The sequence below is a fragment of the Enterococcus mundtii genome, assembly GCF_013394305.1.
Classification (GTDB): domain Bacteria; phylum Bacillota; class Bacilli; order Lactobacillales; family Enterococcaceae; genus Enterococcus_B; species Enterococcus_B pernyi.
Window position 1 is genome coordinate 2,548,401 of the sequence record NZ_AP019810.1, and the last position, 21,206, is coordinate 2,569,606.

Below are 21,206 nucleotides of genomic sequence, written 5' to 3' on the forward strand. Positions count from 1 at the left end.
ATATCTATGGAAAAACAAAAAAAGTTCTGGGATTTCCAGATCTTTTTTTGTTTTATTATTACGCCCAGTCGCCATTTCTGAAGATCGGCACGCGTGAGCCATCTTCGCGGATACCATCAATATCCATTTTATCTGAACCAACCATGAAATCCACATGCGTCTGGCTTCGATTCAAGCCTGCAGCTGCCAATTCTTCATCGGTCATTTCTGTTCCACCTTGCACACTAAACGCATAGGCTGAACCAAGTGCTAAATGGTTTGAAGCATTTTCGTCGAATAATGTGTTATAGAAAATGATACCAGATTGTGAAATCGGTGAAGGATCAGGAACTAGAGCAACTTCGCCTAAACGACGTGCACCTTCATCGGTATCTAGTAGTTTTGCCAAGACTTCTTGTCCTTGTTCCGCTGAAAAATCAACGACTTTACCGTCTTTAAATGTAAATTTCATTCCAGTAATGGTCGTTCCTGCATAACTTAAAGGTTTCGTACTTGAGATATACCCATCCACGCGATGACTATCAGGTGCGGTGAAGACTTCTTCTGTTGGCATGTTTGCCATGAATTTTTCATCACGAGCATTATAGCTTCCAGCGCCTTCCCACAAGTGATTTTTCGGCAAGCCAATTACGATATCTGTCCCTGGGGCAGTATAATGTAAAGCTGTAAATTGTTCTTTGTTCAATTCTTCTGCTTTTGTCGCTAGTTTTTCATCGTGATTTTTCCAAGCAATTACAGGATCAGATTCATAAATGCGAGTCGTTTTGAAAATCTCATCCCATAATGCGTCGACTTGTTCTTCCCCTGGTAGATCAGGGAATACTTTTGCTGCCCACTGTTTCCCAGCAGCTGCGACAACTGTCCAACTTACTTTATTTGATTGTGTCGCTTTTCTTAGATTCATCAATGCTTTTCCAACTGCTGATTGATAAGTGGCTACACGATCATTGTCAACTCCTGCGAATGCATCTGGATCAGAAGAAACAACGCTGATTCTGCTCGCACCTTTTTCAATCCAATCATCTGCTTGATCGATTTTATATTGTGGAACTGTAGAGATTCGATCATCTGCAGCGTGAGTCAAGAATTCTTTTTGAATGATATCATCTGTCCATTGAACGATCACCTCATCTGCACCTAATTGGTAAGCCTCTTTCGTGATCAATCGGGCTAATTCCGCTTGCTCTACATTGATTTGTAAGACTACTGTGTGCCCTTTCGATACATTGACCCCTGTTTCTGCAATTAAACGGGCGTATTTTTTTAAATTAACATTAAAATCAGCTAACATAATTAAATTCCTCCTCATCGTATTTTTTGTAATTCCTCATTGTATGATAACATTTTATTAGAAGTGAAACAAATAAACATCTGATAAAATAATCATTTGTTTTTAATTAGAAAACACAAAAAAGCGTTGATATCCGAGTATAATGACAGAAAAATTTGTAAAAAATAAAAAAACAAGTTTTGCTTATTGAAAAAAAATGGTACAATAGTATTAATCAATGGTGGAAGCGTTATAAAAAATTTCAAGGAGATTAGAAAATTATGGCAAGAAAAAAAACGATAACAAAGGAGCAGATTTTGGCAGCCGCCTATGAAGTTGCTGCCAATGAAGGATTTTCAAAATTCACTGCGAGAAACATTGCAAATAAAATGAACTGTTCTACTCAACCAATCTATCTAGAGTTTAAAAATATGGATGATTTGAAACACGCGCTATTTGAGCAAATCTACGATTATCTAAAATACGAAGTCTTTCCTGTAGAACATACCGGCAATACGATTGTCGATCTAGCGTTGAATTACATCCATTTCGCAAATCGTGAAAAGAAATTATATAGCTCACTTTACTTGGAAGAGTATGGCGGCGGAAGAGAGATGCAAAATTTCTCCTATAATTACTTTATGGACGTAGTGAAAGAAGATCCAAAATACATGGACTTGTCAGATGATAAACTAGTCTCGCTTCACAATGGGACTTGGATCATTGCAACAGGTATCGCAGCTTTGATGTCATCGAATATCATCCATCCGACGGATACACAAATCGAGAAGATGATCCAAGATAGCATCAATGCCATTTTAAGCTTAAAAGATCCGATTGAAGTAGACTGATCTGCTTATTTGAAAAATTGATCGACCCCATTTGATAGTAATGCCTTGATTTACAAAACGTAATGCTTCTAAATAAAAAGGCTCTTTGTCAATAAGGACTGATGAGTTGTGCAAAATCAAATCTGGGTCAGAATGAACCTCATTCTGGCTCAGATTTTTTGTTATCTTACTTTGATTAATTGATTGATCAAAAAGATTCTAATTCTCATGTTCTCGAATGATTTAAATCCGTAGGATACTCGTTTCATTGTCTTTATGTGGGTATTCTTCGCTTCTATTTTTCCATTGGAATAAGGATAGATCATTGCGTTGGTGATGCCTTCTTCATAGGTCAGAAGGTTTTGAAGCTTTTCCCGAAAGCTGTCATCCAACGTTTCGGGAAGTTCTGCTAATAAGGAGAAAAATAAGTCAGGGTCTTTGTCTCGAAAGGCTTCAACTAATTCATGAAAAAAGGGATACGCCTCCTTTAGGGGCGTAGAAAACTCAAGCAATCGATCAATCATCATTGCTTCAGTAAGAAATGGGTATTTTGGTGCTCGGAAACTTTTCCATGTTTTGTATTCATAATGGTTGATGTTTGCACGATTTTTTAGCAAAAAGCGCCAGTTCTTTTTCAGTTTTTCTGCCTGGCTTTTCTGTCCTGCTTTACGAAGTTCATTCATTTCACGGATACGCAACTCATTGAACGCTTGATTCATGTGTTTGACAATATGAAACCGATCAATCACTATTTTCGCATTTGGCAGAACACGTTTGGTGAGCTGGAAGTAGGCGGCGTTCATGTCTGTCACCAAGAATTCTACTTCTTCTGGATTGGTACACTTTAAGAAATAGCTTGTTAATCGAGGTAATTTACGCGTAGGCAAAACATCTATTAATTTTCCTGTTTCGCCATCTGCGCAAATAAAGCTCATTTTATCTTCTATGGAAGCATGCGAACGAAATTCATCAACCATCAATACTCTTGGGAGAATCTTCTTAGATTGCTTTGGTAAATAGCTTTTAAACTCTTTCAATGTACGAATAACAGTGGTCAAAGATACCTGACAGCTTTTCGCAATAAAAGATAAAGATACTTTTTCAGTCAGTAAAGAAGCAATTTTATATCTAACATGATTTGCGATTGAATGTCTGGATTGGACAAAATAACTTTGAGCAGTCCAATGGGTTCGGCAGTTTTTACAGGTATAGCGCTGCTTTTTTAGGCGCATAACCAAAGGCATATGATTGTATTGTTCAAAACGGACAATCGTTTCTTTTTTTCCATTTTTCACTATAATTGCTTTCCCGTTTCCATCTACCACAGTAGAACCACAACTTCTACAAGCACGAGGAGTAGGCGAGAGAACAGCATCGACGACCAACGTCTTTTTCTTCTGAAGGGTCTCGTAAGAGACCTCTGTAATCATCAAATCTTTCTCTATTATTCTCAGCATTTTTTTGATAGAATCATTCATATAGCATATCGTCCTCTCAGTTGTTTATTTTGTGGTGATTTAATCATACTAGAGAACGATATGTTTTTTAATACCTAAAATGAAAATGGGACTGAAGAATCAATTCTGATTCATCAGTCCCATAAATTATAGAGCCAATAAAAAGAAGGATGTGGTAAACACATCCTTCTTTTTGTGATTAAGATAACATGGATACAAGAGATTTTGCGAACGCTTCAAGATTTTCAATATCTTCTTCCTCAGCGTTTAAATCAACTTTCACGCTTTCGGCACCTTTAACAGCACCAGTTTTTGCAAAGGCAGCATCAAAATCGTCCACTGACTTACAAAACTCATCATAGAAAGTATCTCCAGAGCCACACACACCGTAGATTTTTCCAGGTAATTCAAGTTCTTGTAAATCTTCATAAAAATCAACGATTTCGTCCGGTAGATCACCGTCATCGTATGTATAAGTAGCAACTACGCAAATATCTGCTTCTTGAAAGTCTTCTGCATCTACTTGTGTGCATTCATTGATTTCAACATCGATATCCATATTTTCCAGAGCCTCTGCAACAATATCGGCGATTTCTTCCGTGTTACCAGTCATACTTGCATAAACGATTTTTGCTAAAGCCATAAGGCGCCTCCTAAATTTTAATGAATAGCATTTCAACAACTACCAATTATACCAAAAGTTTGAGAAAAAGGAAGCAAGATTTATAAAGGTACTATGGGATTTGGCTAAATACTTCCTACTATGTTAAAATAAAAAGGATTTGTAAAAAGGAGACGAGAATAGATGATAACATTAAAATCAGCACGTGAGATCGAAGCAATGGCAGAGTCTGGTGCATTATTAGCAGATGTCCATAAAAATCTGCGAGACTTCATTAAACCAGGAGTAACTAGTTGGGATATCGAAGTATTTGTACGTAATTATATCGAAAGTCATGGCGGAGTCGCTGCCCAAATTGGATTTGAAGGATATGAATATGCGACGTGTATCAGTATCAATGATGAGATCTGTCATGGTTTTCCTCGGAAAAAACCACTTAAAAGTGGCGACTTAGTGAAAGTGGATATGTGTATTGACTTAAAAGGCGGAATCTCTGATTCTTGCTGGGCATATGTGGTGGGTGAATCCACACCTGAAATTGATCGATTGATGGAAGTGACAAAAAAAGCACTATATATCGGCATTGAGCAAGCGCAAGTTGGTAATCGTATTGGGGATATTGGTCATGCGATCCAAACGTACGTCGAAGGAGAAAATCTAGGAATCGTACGAGACTTTGTTGGACATGGAGTAGGACCAACGATCCATGAAGAACCAACTATTCCTCACTATGGTGAACCAGGTAAAGGATTACGTTTAAAAGAAGGTATGGTCATTACGATCGAGCCAATGGTCAATACAGGAACATGGAAAATGAAAATGGACCCAAATGGTTGGACAGCTTATACCAGAGATGGTGGATTATCTTGCCAATATGAACACACATTGGCTATCACCAAAGATGGTCCAAGAATCTTGACTTCTCAAGGTGAAGAAGGAACTTATTAAGTTCTTCTTTCAACGAACAGTTTGCAAACTGTTTAATTAAATGGAGAAAGTTGTGGATGACCTTCTTCTTCAAATAATGGATAAAAGTTGTAGGAAAGCTAGTAACTAAGATAGTAGGGTGGCAATTGGAAAAATATGTCTATTATTTTCTGGTTTGCCACCCTTTTCCTCAGTGTTATTAGCTTTTTTTACAACCTAGATAAACGGTGTTCGAAAAGCTGACCTTCAACATTAAGCTAAAAAATCAAAAAATATGGGGAGCTATTTTCTGATTTTCTATCTTACTGCTCAGGTCAAAGCGCTTTTCTCACAACCTTGAACAGGAGATTACTATGAATATTTTGAATAAAATAAAACAACATAAGAATTTAATGCGTTTTATTGAGACGACGCAAAAGAGGATCGTTGATTCTGAAATGGGAACGACTTCAGTAGTTGTGGCTTATTATTTACTCTTATCTTTGTTTCCATTGATTATTGCGCTTGGAAATATTCTACCGTATCTTCAAATCGATCAAGAAACTGTCTTGACTTATATTCGCCAAGTGATTCCTGAAACGATCTATCAGTTTATTGGACCGGCGGTAAAAAATTTGTTGACACAAAGTTCTGGTAGTTTGTTGTCATTGTCAGCTATTGCAGCTTTATGGTCAGCTAGTCAGAGTATCAATGCATTACAGATTGCCATGAATAAAGCGTATGGAGTTGAAAATAGAGAAAATTTCATCATTGTCCGTTTCTTTTCCTTAATAGTTATCATCTTGTTCATGATTGCGATTAGTGGTGTCACTTTAGTGCTTGGATTAGGACAAATGATTTTAGAGGCGATTCAACCGATCTTTAAAATACCTGTAAACTTTATTGACCAATTCCAAACATTGAAATGGCCGATTACTTTGGTGGCTTTATTTGTGATCATGTTTATGATTTATTGGATTGTACCAAACGCGCAATTGAAATTTAAAGCAGTGATTCCTGGTGCTGTATTTGCAACGACTGGTTGGATGTTGTTGTCACAAGTTTTTGGAATTTATGCTCGTTATTTTGCAACGCGTGTGAGCGGTTATCAAATCATCGGAAGTTTTATCGTTTTGATGCTTTGGTTAAACTTTGCTGCGACGATCATTATTCTTGGTGGAATCATCAATGCTGTTGTGCAAGAGTACATAACAGGAAACGAAATAAAAGAACGAAGAAGCATCACATCAACATGGCTTGGTAAACTAAAAAATAAATTTTCTCAAAAAAAGAATTAGAAACACGAGTTCTTATTGTAAAATAGCGACAGTGTTTTATAATTATTAATGACTCTTTAAATAAAGTAGGTGCCCGTATGCTGGTTTCTTTTAGTATTGTAATAAAGATTTTTTTGACAATTTTATTGTCTTTGATATTGACCCCCATTTTTAAAATAATTTCAGTTCAAACTGGAATGGTCGATAAACCGAATGAACGACGAATAAACAAAGTGCCGATGCCTTCAGCTGGTGGCTTACCTATCTTTGTTTCCTTCGTGATATCTAGTTTGTTTTTATTCAAAGATATCATCCCTAAATTTTATATTCTACCTATATTATTGGCTGCGTCCGTCATCGTATTGACCGGATTACTTGATGACAAATATGAACTTTCACCTAAGCAAAAAAGTATTGGTATTTTATTAGCGGCTTTGATCATCTATTTTGTCGCTGATATCAGGATCGATTCTTTTACCTTACCGTTCTTAGGATATATCCAATTAGGTTGGCTTAGTTTTCCTGTCACCATTTTTTGGATTTTTGGGATCACTAATGCAGTCAATTTGATTGATGGTTTAGATGGCTTAGCAGCAGGGATATCTTTGATTGGCTTGATGACCATTGGTATTATTGGTTACTTTTTTTTACATGCCTCAACAGTTTATATACCTATAGTTATTTTTTGTTTAGTCGCAAGTATCATCGGCTTTTTTCCTTACAATTTTTATCCTGCCAAAATTTATTTAGGGGATACAGGTGCACTTTTCTTAGGCTTTATGATGGCGGTTTTATCATTGCAAGGATTAAAGAATGTTACTTTCGTTTCATCGATTTCTTTGTTGATCATCATGGGGGTACCTGTTACAGATACTTTTTTTGCAATCATTCGTAGAAAAGCGAATCGAGTATCATTTTCTACGGCAGATAAGAAGCATTTGCATCATCGATTGCTCGCTTTAGGCTTTACCCATAAAGGAGCTGTTTTGACGATCTACTCCATCGCTTTGATGTTTTCATTTACTGCAATGATCATGAATTATACGGGAAGTCTTGGAACGATTGCTTTGTTCTTAGTGATGCTATTTGCTGCTATTTTATTATTTGAATTGATCGGATTGATCAATGAAAAATACCAATTCATTCTAAAAACATTACGGTTTTTAGGGAATAAAGAATACCGTACACAAGTGATGCAGAAATACTTTAAGAAATGGAAAAGACCTTAATGGAGAACAATAAAAAAAAGCCGATTTTAATTAGCATTGTGACAGCAAATAGTAAAAAAATATTCCAGACATTAGATACGATCATTGCGACGATCGGTGAAGAACCGGCAATTGAATTTCAAATTTTTGATAATAACTCGACACCTGAATACCAAGAACGATTACGCGAATATTTAAAATATCCGTTCATGAATATTTATTTCAATAATGAAAACCGAGGCTTTGGATTTGGTCATAACCATACCTTGCTCCAAAGCGCTGCAAAATATGCGGTGATTTTTAATCCAGATATTTTAGTAGATGAGCAGACGGTGATCGACCTGGTTGCGCTCTTAGAAACGCATCCTGAATGTGCGATGTTGGCACCTAAAATCTTGAATGAAGATGGGACGACTCAATACTTGATTAGACAGCGTTTAGCTCTATTCGACTATGTACTACGTTTCATTCCTTTCAAATTTGTCAAAAAAATGTTTGATCGGCGATTGAATCGCTTTGAATGTCGTGATTTGCCAGAGGATCGTGATTCTTATGTGCGCATGATTTCTGGTAGTTTTATGGTAGTAGATGTTGCGAAATTTAAATCAATCAATGGGTTTGATACTCGCTACTTTATGTATTTTGAAGATAATGATCTTTGTTTAAGTTTTGAAAAAGCAAACGAAAAGATCCTTTATACGCCACGTTATAGTGCCATCCATCTATATGGAAAAGGGGCGCATCGTAACTTCAAACTTTTTCGAATATTTTTAAATTCAATGATGAAATTCTTCCATAAGTGGGGGTGGACTTTCTTCTAATGACACCAGAAATAGCAGTAGTGATCGTATTGTATCACCAAAAAATCAACCAATCGCCTTCTTACGATTATTTAAAAGCAGCTATCCAAGCTGGGACAGTGGAGTTAGTTATTTTTGATAATAGTCCTGTTGCACATGCTGATGTGCTTTATTCAGAAAAGAACGTCCATTATCATCATGATCCAGCAAATCCAGGCCTAGCGGTTGCTTACAATTATGCAATTGACCACATTTCAGATACGGTACAGACACTTATAACATTAGATCAGGACACTCAGTTAGGTACTGATTATTTGGAAACTGTAGCCGAACTCACTTGGACAAAGGAGCGAGTAGCTGCGGTCCCCTTAGTATTTTCTGGTACAAAACAAATCTCTCCGGTGTGGGCAGACCACTATATCAATCGCCACTTCGAAGTGATCGAAGAGCCAGTAGTAACACGTCAACGGATTATGGCAATCAATTCTGGCGCGGCATTCTCGCTCACATTTTTAAGAGAGATCAATGGCTATAATACAGTGTTCCCACTCGATTTTTTAGATCATTGGCTTTTTTGGCAAATCAAACAATTAAACAAAGAAATTGTAGTTTTAGCCACTAGCATGACTCATGATCTCTCAGTATTAGATTATAAAAAAGTTAACGTAACACGCTATCAGTCGATATTGGCTGCTGAGTCGATCTTTTACCAAGAATACGACCGTCAGCATTTAATGCAACATCGGAAGCAGTTAGTATTAAGAATGACAAAGCAATTTTTGACTGTCAAGAATCGTCAAATCTGGCGAATGACTTTACGTTCGTTTGTTGATAATTGGAAGGTGTGAAATGATGCGATCGGTTTGTATAGCAACCTTTAATGGTGGCGCGTATTTAAAAGAACAATTGGATAGTATCTTAAAGCAACTTTCTCCAGAAGATGAAGTGATTATTTCGGATGATGGTTCAGTCGATGATACTTGGTCGATCTTAACAGAATATGCACATAATGATCCACGTATCAAACTTTTTGAAGGTCCCAAACAAGGTTTGATCAAAAATTTTGGCTTTGCGATTGAACAAGCTCAGGGAGACCTGATATTTTTAGCAGATCAAGATGATGTATGGTTAGATGGGAAAGTAGAGAAAATCACACAATACTTTAGCCTTCATCCAAAACAACTAGTAGTTATTTCAGATTTAGTGATCGTAGATAGCCAGTTGAATGAGATCCATTCCTCATACTTTACCTTTAGGAGATCCAAAGAAGGCTGGTTGACGAATTTGATTCGTAGTAACTATATCGGTGCAGGGATGGCTTTTCGCTCTTCATTAAAAGAGACGATCTTACCGATACCTGACAATGTACCGATGCATGATATGTGGATCGGTTTGCTGGCGGGGAATCATGCGGGCTTTATTCGAGAACCGCTGACTCTTTATCGGCGACACGATTTTAATGCAAGTGAAATTGAAACGAAGAGTAGTTGGCGCCAGAAAATCACTTGGCGGATTCATTTGATCCAAGCACTCATTCAGCGGAAATGGAAAAAATATCCCTAAAAGATATTGTTAAATTCTCAAGAAATCCATGACAAATAGTAGGATTGATGAGATAATAACGAAAGTGAAAATTTAAAGAAAAAGGAGCGCTTATATTCATGAAAGGAATCATCCTTGCGGGAGGAAGCGGAACACGCTTGTATCCACTAACAAAGGCAACCTCGAAACAGTTGATGCCAGTCTACGATAAACCAATGATCTATTATCCAATGTCTATTTTGATGTTGGCAGGTATCAAGGAGATATTGATTATTTCAACACCTCAAGATACCCCACGCTTTAAAGAATTATTTGGAAATGGGCATGATCTAGGTATTCACCTTGAATATGCGGTTCAAGAGAGTCCCGATGGCCTAGCTCAAGCTTTTATCATTGGGGAAGAATTTATTGGCGATGATAGTGTTTGTCTTGTTTTAGGAGATAATATCTACTATGGTGGCGGACTATCAAAAATGTTGCAACGTGCTGCCTCTAGAGAAAGTGGAGCGACTGTTTTCGGGTATCATGTTAATGATCCGGAACGTTTTGGTGTGGTCGAATTTGATGAAAATATGCAAGCTCTCTCTATTGAAGAGAAACCAACAGAACCAAAATCAAATTATGCTGTCACAGGACTTTATTTCTACGACAACGATGTGATTTCAATTGCAAAAGAAATCAAACCATCTGAGCGTGGCGAACTAGAGATCACTGACGTCAACAAAGCATATTTAGAAAGAGGAAAACTTTCTGTAGAGATTATGGGACGTGGTTTTGCTTGGTTAGATACAGGTACGCATGAATCTTTACTTGAAGCCTCTACATTTATTGAAACGATTGAAAAGCGTCAAAACTTAAAAGTTGCTTGTTTAGAAGAGGTGGCTTATCGAATGGGCTATATCGACAAACAACAATTAGCTGTTTTGGCAGAACCACTGAAAAAAAATCAATATGGTCAATATTTATTAAGATTGGCTGCTGAATAAGGAGTTTTTAGTGATGAAAGTGACGGATACTAAATTAACAGATGTTAAAATTATCGAAATGGATGTTTTTGGGGACCATCGTGGTTTCTTTACAGAAAGCTATTCAAAAGCAAAATTTGCGGAACATGGATTAGATTTTGATTTTGTCCAAGACAATCACTCTCTATCTGCTGAAGCCGGAGTGATTCGTGGTTTGCATTTTCAAAAAGGGGCATCCGCTCAAACAAAATTGATCCGTGTCACTTCAGGAGCAGTCTTAGATGTGATCGTCGATATTCGTAAAGGTAGTCCAACCTATGGACAGTGGGAAAGTTATATCTTATCTGAACATAATCATCGTCAATTACTTGTACCCAAGGGATACGCACATGGGTTCGTGACATTGACACCAAATGTGAATTTCCTTTATAAATGCGATAATTATTATGATGCCGCAGCAGACGGTGGGATCGCATTTGACGATCCAGAGTTAGCGATTGATTGGCCAATCGATCTTTCAAAAGCGATCATGTCTGAAAAAGATCATAATCATCCTACACTGAAAGAATTTGAAGCAGAAAACCCATTTGTTTATGGTGAAATCTAACATTTGATGAGGAGAAATATTAAATGAAAAATATCATTGTTACTGGTGGAGCAGGCTTCATTGGATCAAATTTTGTACATTATGTTGTACAAAACCACCCAGAAGTACATGTGACAGTCTTAGATAAATTAACTTATGCAGGAAACAAAGAAAATCTAGCAGGATTGCCAACTGATCGTGTGGAGCTAGTTGTCGGAGATATTGCAGATGCAGAATTAGTCGATCGATTAGTGGAAAAAGCAGATGCAGTGGTTCATTATGCTGCTGAATCACATAATGATAATTCTCTTAAAGATCCGTTTCCGTTTGTACACACGAACATCATTGGTACGTATACATTGCTAGAAGCTTGCCGTAAGTACGATGTTCGTTATCATCATGTTTCTACGGATGAAGTCTATGGTGACCTACCATTACGTGAAGATTTACCAGGTCATGGAGAGGGTGAAGGTGAGAAGTTCACTGCGGAAACACCTTACAACCCGTCCAGCCCCTATTCTTCAACAAAAGCTGGTTCTGATTTATTAGTGAAAGCTTGGGTTCGTTCATTTGGACTAAAGGCGACAATCTCAAATTGTTCCAATAACTATGGACCTTATCAACACATTGAAAAATTCATTCCACGTCAAATCACCAATATTTTAAGTGGTATCCAACCTAAGTTATACGGAGAAGGAAAAAATGTTCGTGATTGGATCCATACGAATGACCACTCTTCTGCCGTATGGTTGATCCTAACCAAAGGGAATATTGGGGAAACCTATTTGATTGGCGCTGATGGCGAGGAAGACAACAAAACCGTATTGGAAATGATCTTAGAAATGATGGGTCAGCCTAAAGATGCCTATGAACATGTCAAAGATCGTGCTGGCCATGATTTGCGTTATGCGATCGACTCAACCAAGCTTCGACAAGAACTTGGTTGGCAACCAGAGTTCACTAATTTCCGTGATGGTTTAGCAGAAACTATCAAGTGGTACGAAGAGAACCAAGAATGGTGGCAAAAAGAGAAAGAAGCAGTTGAAGCAGCTTACGCTAAAAATGGACAATAAGAGGCGAGAAATCGAATTCCCTCGAACAAGCTGCGTAGATAAGAGTCAGAGACTTCCTCTTATCAGATGTTTTTCTTGCTTGAATAGATAGCTTGAGAGACTCAACCTCTTTTTAAATAGTCATTGAAGGGGCACTGCGTTTAACTGACGCTGCCCTTTTTTCATGAAAAATTTTTTAAGAACGCTGGATGGATGCTCATCCTCTCGAAAAGCGAGAACCGATATGGTAGAATAAGCTTGGTTCTTAGAACGTGGTTGGCACATAAGTGTTCTGCCGTTGTTTGGGGATAAGGGGAAATAATGAGACCGTTATTTTTGTCCAATACTCCGAACAAACAGTTGAATGAATCGAACTTCAAAGATAAAGCGTTCATTAAAGACAACATGATAGCTAATGATATTTTTACAAAAAAAAGTTTAAAAATAAATAAATCAAGGAGCGATTGCGTTATGTTTTTATTAACAGGTGGAAATGGTCAACTTGGTACCGAGTTACGTCATTTATTAGATGAGAAAGGGTTAGATTATGTTTCGACTGACGCCCAAGAACTGGATATCACGGATGCAGAAAAAACAATGGCTTATATCACAGACTTAAAGCCTGAAGTCATCTTCCATTGTGCAGCCTATACTGCTGTCGATAAAGCAGAAGACGAAGGAAAAGAATTAGATGAAAAAATCAATGTAGACGGAACGAGAAATGTTGCATTGGCAGCGAAAGCAGTGAATGCAACATTGATTTATATCAGTACCGATTATGTCTTTGATGGTAAAAAAGAAGATGAAGAATATCTAGAAGATGATGCAACGAATCCATTGAATGAATATGGTCGTACAAAACTACTAGGCGAACAAGCAGTGCAGGAAATTTTAGAAGATTATTATATTATTCGTACGTCATGGGTATTTGGTGTATATGGTCATAACTTTGTTTATACGATGCAACGTTTGGCACAAACCCATGATCGATTAACAGTGGTCAATGACCAATTTGGACGTCCGACATGGACACGCACACTGGCCGAATTTATGGTTTATGTAATCGAAGAAAAAGTACCATATGGTGTCTATCATCTATCAAACGAGAATAGTTGTTCATGGTATGAATTCGCAAAAGAAATCTTAAAAGATACAGCAGTAGAAGTAGCTCCTGTTACTTCAGCCGAATATCCACAAAAAGCAACACGTCCACAATATTCAGTGATGAGCCTGAAGAAAACGGAAGATCTTGGTTTTGTTATTCCAACGTGGCAAGAAGCACTTGAACAAATGTTACAAGCTTCTGAAAAATTAAACAAATAAGGTTTTTCCTTAGAAAAAAGAAACAACGAAGAAATTGGAGAATTTTATGGAAAAACAAACAAGAAGTGCAAGGCGAGATAAATCACGAGAACCGGAGACAGAACAGACGAATCTATTTTTAGATATCCTATTGAAATTACGTTATGTGATTGGCTTATTGGTGATCGTTATCGTTGTGACCTTCAACTTGAATGGTAGCTCGATCGGTAGCTGGGATAACTATGTATCCCAAAGAGATGACGGGAAAAAGACGGATGTTATTTTTGGTCAAAATCGAGAAGTTCGTTCAGATGAATGGCTAGTCCAAACGCCTTTTTATTTCTCTCAAGCAGAATCGGGTTATCCGGTCATCAACGAAGATTATTCGTTGAATGGTCAAAATATGATTATTGCCTACAATTCACCAGTAAAAGATATCACTGTTATCGGTAAACCATTTAACTGGGGATTCTTCTTTTTGGGAAGGGATCGAGGATTGTCCTTTTATTGGGCAATGAAACTGGTAGTCATGGTCCTGTTAGGATTTGAACTCCTGATGATCTTAACGAAAAGAAACAAGCCACTTTCGTTGATTGGGTCATTTGCATTGACCTTCTCACCAGCTGTTCAATGGTGGTTCATGCAACACGTTGGCGATTTGATTTTCTTTACAATTGGTTTAATGGTCGCCTTTTATCATTATTTTTATCAACATGAAAAAAAGTGGCTGCGTGCATTGATGATGTTATTAGTGGTCATATTCGGTCTCGGATTTATCTTAGTTATCTATCCGGCCCATCAAGTGATGCTCGCCTATCTATTAGTTTTTTATTTTGTCGGTTTACTGATCTATTACCGCAAAAAAATACAATGGGATTGGTTTGACGCTGTATTGATTACTGCTGCGTTGTTGTTTATTGGTATTGTCATGTGGCATTTTTGGTCAATTTCTAAAGATGCGTTACTCGTCTCTTTGAATACGTTGTATCCTGGGAATCGAGTAAGTACAGGTGGTAAATGGAAATTTAGTGAATTTTTCTATTTCTTAACGAACTGGAAAATCCCATTCGAGGATATCAGTTTCTCAAATAATTCAGAAGTAGCACTATTTTACCATTTCTTCCCAACTGTCTTTTTAGCAAGTCCATTTGTCTTGTTTGGAAAAAAAGACGACGATCAAAAAAATATTGGTCGGATCTTAATGCTCTTTTGTCTCTTCGCGATTTTTTGGATCACCATTGGCTTACCTAGAACGATGGCTCAATTGACCTTGTTATCATTTGTCCCACCATTTCGTGCGATCTTAACTTTCAGCTTTGCTGCCTTTCTATTATCGATTTGGTTTATCGCGTACATTTGGAAACACGATGTCATCCCAACGTGGTATAAATTCGTCTTATTGATTGCTAATGCAGGTATCTATTACTATGCGTTACAAGGTTCCAAGATGGAAGGCTATTTCTCTGGCTTTGAGTTAATCAGTGTGATTGTTTTGGGAACACTCCTTTTAGCATTTGCACTGTTTCGACAACGCGTCTTTTTCTACCTTTCATTTAGTGCATTGATCATTGCTTCTGGTTTCTTTGTGAATCCAGTTGTCCAAGGAACAGGTGCGATTTTTGAAAAAACGTTAGCCAAGGAAATCCAAAAAATCGATCAACAGGATCCAGGTCAAGTATGGTTAACCGAAGATGAGCTCTATAATTTCACACCGGCTTTAGGGGTAAAGGCATTCAATACGGTCCGCTTTTATCCAGACAAAGCTGCATGGCAATTGATTGATCCAGAATGGGAATATGAGCGTTTCTACAATCGTTATGCCCATACTAGAGCTTTTATTGCCAAAGAAGATACAGCCTTCAAGCTAGATCGTCCAGACATGTTCTCAGTGACTTTGAATTTTGATGATGCTGAAAAGTTAGGCATCAAATATGTCGTAACCAAGCGTCCATTAGATGACTATAATCAGCGTAATGAAGCGCAGTTCACTAAATTATATGGACCAGACGACGATGGGCACATGATCTATGAAGTAGCGTATCCAAACTATGCTACTTGGCAAACACAGTCTACTGGTCAATAAAAAACTTTTAGTTTGAAGAAGATGTGTGCAAAAAAAGAGGATATTGGATCAGTTAGAAATCATCGTGATAACGCTGATCCAATGATCCGTTTTTAAAAAGTATTATTTGGAAGAGGAGGTGGAAACCATTCAAACATTTGTCGAAAAATTCATAAATAAAATGAGTACTGGGATCTTGTTAATGATGCTAATCGCTCTTTTTTCTGTCTGGACGATCGGTATAGGCACACCAGCTACTTTATTTTTATATGAACATAGCGCACAGTTCGTCACTTTTGGTGTATTTGTCTTAACAGGACTGAATATCTATAAAGCAAGAGGATTTGACTTTTTTTATCTAGGAGCAGCAGTTGTAATCTTCGGTTTCTATACGTATTTCAGTGGAATACGAGAAGGTTCTTTGGCAGGTAATCTGTTGATCCCGATTTTGATTCTGATTGGATTGAGTGTAAAGTGGATCGAATTTGACAAAGTAGATCGGGGAATTTATTTGCTTGTCTTCTCATTTTTCCTTGCTGTGACGGTATATCGAGTATTTACAGAGATTCAAGTACCTGAAGGACAAAGTATATGGAACCAAGATAATAAATTATCCGATATTTGGATCAATACAAATACGATTGGCAGCTCGTTGATGATGCTTGGACTACTGATCAGTGGTTTCGCCAGTTCATTTGAACGTTGGTATATTCGGATCCTTGGAGTACCAGCGATCATTGCTGCATTTTTAGGAATCTGGGTATGTCAATCACGCTCGGCATTGATTGCGATCATCATTTTTGCTTTATTGGATATCTGGCCTAAAAGATTCTTTAAATTTATTCGTGCCCCTTTTATCGGCTATTTAGCTATTTTTAGCTTGGCGCTACCGATATCCTATTTAGCTGCCAATTCTGAAGAGATCAATCTCTTCACTGGAAGAGAGGGCATATGGCTGAAATTTTATCAAACGATTTCCGAGAGTACAGAGCAACTACTGGTTGGAATGAAGCCTTTTCTTTATTTTCGTGGGAATGAGGTTTTAGGTAATCACAATAGTTATAATTCTATTTTGAATTTATATGGATTGATAGGAATCGCAATTGTAGGGATTTTATTACTTGTTTTTGTTGGAAGACTAACACTGAAAGCTGATTATTCGAATGGACAGCTTACGTTCTTATGGGCATTCATGGCAGTAATGATCCAATCGTTTATGGAAGATACATTGACTTCTTTCCCTTGGGTACCTATCGGCTACTTGTTGTTAGCGATGGCAAGTCATCGTTACGATCAGCCACCAGGTAAGCAAATAAAAATACAAGAGGAAAATCAACTGTCAACTTCAAGACTTGCACGCTATCACTGAATTTGAAAATAAGGGGTGTGAGACAACAGCAACAATTATTTTGTCTGTCACCTTAGAATCGAATAAATGGTGGAAACAGGAGCAAGCACTTCGGAAATAAGGCTATACACTTCTGTCCCAATCTCAATCAAAAAAATAAAAACGTGGGTAAGCCTTTTTTGGCAGGCCCACGTTTTTTGCTTCATTGCAATTAAGTATCATCTTTTGTAAAATAGTAACGTTGACAAAAAGTTTGCTTAATAGAAAATTAAGAAACAACGAATATCGCAGTCCTTGGCTCAATATGTGGTAAAATGGCTGTTGACTGTAATTAATTGAAACTGCTTGGAGGAACACAAATGTTGAAAGATTTGTTTTTATTTATGAAGGATATCTATCAAAATCGAAAGCTATTACTTCAATTCTCGTTAAACGATTTTAAATCGCGTTTTGCGGGTTCATTTTTAGGGATTTTATGGGCGTTCATCAATCCCGTGTTTACGGTTCTCATTTACTGGTTAGTCTTTGGCTTCGGCTTGAAAGCGGCAATGACTGACGGGAAGTATCCGTTTATCGTCTATCTGATCACAGGGATGGTCCCATGGTTCTTTTTCTCAGATGCGTTTACCTCTACAACACTTGTTTTCCGAGAATACACCTATTTAGTGAAAAAAGTGGTATTCAATATCCGTATCTTACCAACAACTAAAATCCTTTCAAACTTGTACTCACATATGTTCTTTATTTTGATTGGTTTAGTCGTAACAATGGGACATGGTATTTTTCCAACGGTCATGTCTTTACAATTGATTTATTATCTATTTTGTATGGTTGCTTTTTTGACCGGATTGACGTGGTTGACCGCATCGATTCAACCTTTTATACCAGATATCATGCAATTTATCACAATTTTGCTACAGCTGATTATGTGGACATTGCCGATTCTTTGGAGTCCTAGTCAATTTAATCCAGCAATCATAAAGATTCTAAAATTAAACCCACTGTATTATGTTGTTCAAGGTTACCGTGAATCATTTTTAAGTCAAGCTTGGTTCTGGGAACATGGTACTTATACAATCTATTTTTGGGTAGTTACATTAATCATGTTCGTAATCGGTTCCTTAGTGTTCCGTAGATTGAAACCACATTTTTCAGATGTGCTGTAAGGAGTATAGTTATGACAGAATACGCAATTAAATTAAACAACATCACTAAATCATACAATATGTATGCGAAACCGACGGATCGTTTTAGAGAAGCTTTGAATCCTTTCAAGAAATCGTACCATGATGTGTTCTATGCATTGAAAAATATTGATGTAGAGATTAAAAAAGGTGAAATGATTGGTTTTGTCGGTGAAAATGGTTCTGGTAAATCAACGATGCTCAAAATCATTACAGGCGTTTTGACTCCAACAAGTGGAACCATGGAGATCGAAGGAAAGATTTCTGCCTTACTTGAATTGGGTTCAGGTTTTAATCCAGAATATTCTGGGTATGAAAATATTTATTTAAATGGAATGGTTCTTGGCTTTTCACGTGAAGAAGTCGATGCGATGGTGGATGACATCATTGATTTCGCAGATATCGGAGACCACGTTTATCAACCAGTTAAAACTTACTCAAGTGGGATGTTCGTACGCTTAGCTTTTGCGGTAGCGATCAATGTCAATCCAGATATTCTGATTGTTGATGAGGCACTCGCAGTAGGTGACTTGGAGTTCCAATTGAAATGTATGGAAAAATTTACGGAAATCAAAAATTCTGGGAAGACGATTTTATTTGTTTCCCATGATATCAGCTCGATCCGTCGTTTCTGCGACCGTTCTTACTGGCTAAAAAATGGTGAAGTTGTAGAATTTGGTGATACGATGGATGTGACAACCAATTACGAAAACTTCTTAAAGAAAAAATCAGTAAAAACAGTAGATCGTAACAAAAATCAAGTGGAGCGCTTTGCTGCCCCAGATATCGTCGATGTGTTAAGTGCTGAGTTACTAGATGAAAACAAGCAACCAATCGATATGTTAGAACAAGGGGAAGATCTTTATGTCAAGGTTACTTATGAAGTGAAAGATGATACCATCAAAAAACCTGTATTAGGGATTGCCCTACGAACGGTCGATAATTTCTATGTCTGTGGCTTGAATACCTTACTGGACGATATCACGATTCCTTGGGAAAAAGGAAAAAACGTCTTTTATCTCAAGTATAAGAAGTTAGGCTTACTTGCTGGCGAATACTATTTCGATGTGGCGGTTTTTGAAGAAAATGCCACTGTTCCATTAGTTTATAAAACGAAGTATATGAACTTATTTGTGACGGGTTCTTATATTGGTGAAGGGATCGTGGTCTTGGATCACCAGTGGAAAGAAGGAGATCAAAACAATGAAGTATGATTTCGAAATGGATTTAGATGAACAAAGTAGCGTAGGTAAGATTGTCGGACAAATTAAACCAGGAAGTAAAGTCTTGGAATTTGGTCCAGGCAATGGACGCATGACGAAACATTTGATCGGTGCAAAAAACTGTGAAGTAAGCATCGTTGAACTGGACAAAGAACTATTTGATTACGTCAATGAAATTGCACAAGATGGTTTTTATGGCGATATTGAAAGTTTTGAATGGGCAAAATATTATGCTGGTCAAACGTTTGATTATATATTATTTGCAGATGTCTTGGAACATTTAGTGGATCCTTTGAAGACATTAAAAAAAGTCAGAGAGTTTCTAAATGAAGAAGGCGAGATTTTGATTACTTTTCCTAATCTCGTGCATAACTCTGTATTGATCCACCTCTTTAATAACGAATTGCCGTGGGCTTCGTTTGGGCTACTAGATGAAACACATAATTCATTTTATACCCACGAAGGCTTTCAAAAAGTATTTGCAAACGCTGATCTGCACATCAACATTGAAGATTATTTATATCTAGCAGTAGGGGATACTGAATTGAAGTCGGCATATACTGACTTACCAGAAGCAGTTCGTTATGATTTCAAAATGCGCCCATTTGGCGAAGTGTATCAATACTTCTTTTCATTGAAAAAACACCCAAATGTGGAAGCTAAAATCAATTCACCGCAAAATTCAAATTATGTCAAAATGATGGAAATCATCAAAAAGAGTACGCAAGAAGAAACATTACAGATCCCGTTCAATAATTATACGGGAGAAAACCAAGTATTGACTTTTCCACTGACAGAAGAACCGGTAAGTTTTATTTTTCAATTTGAAAAGCAACCAAGTTATCTTGAGTTCAGTGTTGAAGTAGACGGAGTAAAGCTTGATTTTATCGCATCGAATGCGGTCATCAAAACAGCGACAGACTGTTATATCTTTGATGGATCAGAAGCACCAAGACTAGAATTGACCGATATAAGTGGAGAAACGATCAAAATCTCTTGCCATTATCGATTCATTGGTGAATTACCAGCAACGATGACTGAAGTCCTTAGAGAAATCAAACCTATGGCTGCTGTTCAAAAAGAACTATCTGCTGAAAACGAGAGATTAACAAAAGAAAACCAGCACTTGCAAATAGAGAATAAAGAGCTGACGAAAGTCTTGAAGACTACGGCTGATCGATATTTTGACTTGTTGCAGCCTAACAATTGGGCAATAAAGCCAAAAGGACGATTAGGGAGACCAAAAGAAACGGCAAAAAAAATCCAAGCCAAAGATCTTTCTCTTTGTATCGACGAAAAAAATTGGGATCCAGAAACAAAATTACTCAAAATCATTGGATGGGGAATTTCAAATGCGGAACGTAAACCTTTATCTTATAAGTTGTCTGTAGATCAATCACCATTCTTCGAGGTTCAGCAGATTGAGCGAGCCGAAGTGAATGAAGCCGAAAAACTTCCTCCCCACACAAAAGCTGGTTTTGAGATACAGATAGCGTGTGAACAAGAAAAATCATTTTTGATTGAATTGATTGCAGAAAATGGGCAGTCTTGGCTAGTTGAAATATAAATAAC

General features: G+C 37.3%; 19 protein-coding genes. 16 read left to right on the forward strand and 3 right to left on the reverse strand.

The genetic code is table 11. From position 1 onward, the window contains the following. Nucleotides 1-58 precede the first annotated feature (58 nt). Complete coding sequence (locus HZ311_RS12290; RefSeq protein WP_023519362.1) at nucleotides 59-1,291, reverse strand: aminopeptidase; 1,233 nt, start codon at nucleotides 1,289-1,291, stop codon at nucleotides 59-61. A 260-nt stretch (nucleotides 1,292-1,551) separates the two neighbouring features. On the opposite strand from HZ311_RS12290, the gene HZ311_RS12295 reads away from it, so the two are divergent. Then, nucleotides 1,552-2,121 (forward strand): TetR/AcrR family transcriptional regulator, encoded by a 570-nt coding sequence (locus HZ311_RS12295; protein ID WP_010735953.1) that lies wholly within the window; start codon nucleotides 1,552-1,554, stop codon nucleotides 2,119-2,121. Nucleotides 2,122-2,282: 161 nt separating this feature from the next. Here HZ311_RS12295 and HZ311_RS12300 read toward each other — a convergent pair whose 3' ends face one another. Beyond that, complete coding sequence (locus tag HZ311_RS12300; RefSeq protein WP_010734358.1) at nucleotides 2,283-3,578, reverse strand: ISL3-like element ISEfa11 family transposase; 1,296 nt, start codon at nucleotides 3,576-3,578, stop codon at nucleotides 2,283-2,285. 178 nt (nucleotides 3,579-3,756) lie between these two features. After that, a complete protein-coding gene (locus HZ311_RS12305) occupies nucleotides 3,757-4,200 on the reverse strand; it encodes a flavodoxin (protein WP_010735952.1) in 444 nt (147 codons plus the stop codon). A 162-nt stretch (nucleotides 4,201-4,362) separates the two neighbouring features. Here HZ311_RS12305 and map point away from each other — a divergent pair, with 162 nt between their 5' ends. The 15 genes from map to HZ311_RS12380 all read left to right on the forward strand — a co-directional run bounded on the left by map (nucleotide 4,363) and on the right by HZ311_RS12380 (nucleotide 21,201). After that, nucleotides 4,363-5,127, forward strand: a complete 765-nt coding sequence (gene map / locus HZ311_RS12310) for a type I methionyl aminopeptidase (protein WP_019722607.1) — start codon at nucleotides 4,363-4,365, stop codon at nucleotides 5,125-5,127. Nucleotides 5,128-5,459: 332 nt separating this feature from the next. Further along, nucleotides 5,460-6,383: a YihY/virulence factor BrkB family protein gene (locus tag HZ311_RS12315; RefSeq protein WP_010735950.1), complete on the forward strand. Its 924-nt coding sequence runs from the start codon at nucleotides 5,460-5,462 to the stop codon at nucleotides 6,381-6,383. 77 nt (nucleotides 6,384-6,460) lie between these two features. Then, on the forward strand, nucleotides 6,461-7,591 hold the full coding sequence (locus HZ311_RS12320; RefSeq protein WP_010735949.1) for an MraY family glycosyltransferase: 1,131 nt from the start codon (nucleotides 6,461-6,463) through the stop codon (nucleotides 7,589-7,591). Next, nucleotides 7,591-8,391: a glycosyltransferase gene (locus HZ311_RS12325; RefSeq protein WP_010735948.1), complete on the forward strand. Its 801-nt coding sequence runs from the start codon at nucleotides 7,591-7,593 to the stop codon at nucleotides 8,389-8,391. Before HZ311_RS12320 ends, HZ311_RS12325 begins: the two co-directional genes overlap by 1 nt. Then, nucleotides 8,391-9,218: a glycosyltransferase gene (locus HZ311_RS12330; RefSeq protein ID WP_023519363.1), complete on the forward strand. Its 828-nt coding sequence runs from the start codon at nucleotides 8,391-8,393 to the stop codon at nucleotides 9,216-9,218. The genes HZ311_RS12325 and HZ311_RS12330 overlap by 1 nt, the downstream gene beginning before the upstream one ends. A 4-nt stretch (nucleotides 9,219-9,222) precedes the next feature. After that, a complete protein-coding gene (locus HZ311_RS12335) occupies nucleotides 9,223-9,933 on the forward strand; it encodes a glycosyltransferase family 2 protein (protein WP_023519364.1) in 711 nt (236 codons plus the stop codon). A gap of 98 nt (nucleotides 9,934-10,031) precedes the next feature. Continuing rightward, entirely contained in the window at nucleotides 10,032-10,898 is an 867-nt protein-coding gene (rfbA, locus tag HZ311_RS12340) for a glucose-1-phosphate thymidylyltransferase RfbA (protein ID WP_010735945.1), read from the forward strand. Nucleotides 10,899-10,911: 13 nt separating this feature from the next. Further along, nucleotides 10,912-11,484, forward strand: coding sequence for a dTDP-4-dehydrorhamnose 3,5-epimerase (gene rfbC / locus HZ311_RS12345; protein ID WP_010735944.1), 573 nt, complete (start codon nucleotides 10,912-10,914; stop codon nucleotides 11,482-11,484). Between the two features lie 23 nt (nucleotides 11,485-11,507). Then, a complete protein-coding gene (rfbB, locus tag HZ311_RS12350; protein ID WP_010735943.1) occupies nucleotides 11,508-12,536 on the forward strand; it encodes a dTDP-glucose 4,6-dehydratase in 1,029 nt (342 codons plus the stop codon). 450 nt (nucleotides 12,537-12,986) lie between these two features. Then, on the forward strand, nucleotides 12,987-13,838 hold the full coding sequence (gene rfbD, locus HZ311_RS12355) for a dTDP-4-dehydrorhamnose reductase (protein WP_023519366.1): 852 nt from the start codon (nucleotides 12,987-12,989) through the stop codon (nucleotides 13,836-13,838). A gap of 46 nt (nucleotides 13,839-13,884) precedes the next feature. Beyond that, nucleotides 13,885-15,900, forward strand: coding sequence for a DUF7657 domain-containing protein (locus HZ311_RS12360; RefSeq protein ID WP_178946729.1), 2,016 nt, complete (start codon nucleotides 13,885-13,887; stop codon nucleotides 15,898-15,900). A gap of 118 nt (nucleotides 15,901-16,018) precedes the next feature. Further along, nucleotides 16,019-17,248, forward strand: a complete 1,230-nt coding sequence (locus HZ311_RS12365; protein ID WP_178946730.1) for an EpaQ family protein — start codon at nucleotides 16,019-16,021, stop codon at nucleotides 17,246-17,248. A 338-nt stretch (nucleotides 17,249-17,586) separates the two neighbouring features. Next, nucleotides 17,587-18,393, forward strand: coding sequence for an ABC transporter permease (locus HZ311_RS12370; RefSeq protein ID WP_019722596.1), 807 nt, complete (start codon nucleotides 17,587-17,589; stop codon nucleotides 18,391-18,393). A gap of 11 nt (nucleotides 18,394-18,404) precedes the next feature. Then, on the forward strand, nucleotides 18,405-19,625 hold the full coding sequence (locus HZ311_RS12375; RefSeq protein ID WP_010735938.1) for an ABC transporter ATP-binding protein: 1,221 nt from the start codon (nucleotides 18,405-18,407) through the stop codon (nucleotides 19,623-19,625). Beyond that, nucleotides 19,615-21,201: a class I SAM-dependent methyltransferase gene (locus HZ311_RS12380; RefSeq protein ID WP_023519369.1), complete on the forward strand. Its 1,587-nt coding sequence runs from the start codon at nucleotides 19,615-19,617 to the stop codon at nucleotides 21,199-21,201. Before HZ311_RS12375 ends, HZ311_RS12380 begins: the two co-directional genes overlap by 11 nt. Nucleotides 21,202-21,206: the final 5 nt, after the last annotated feature.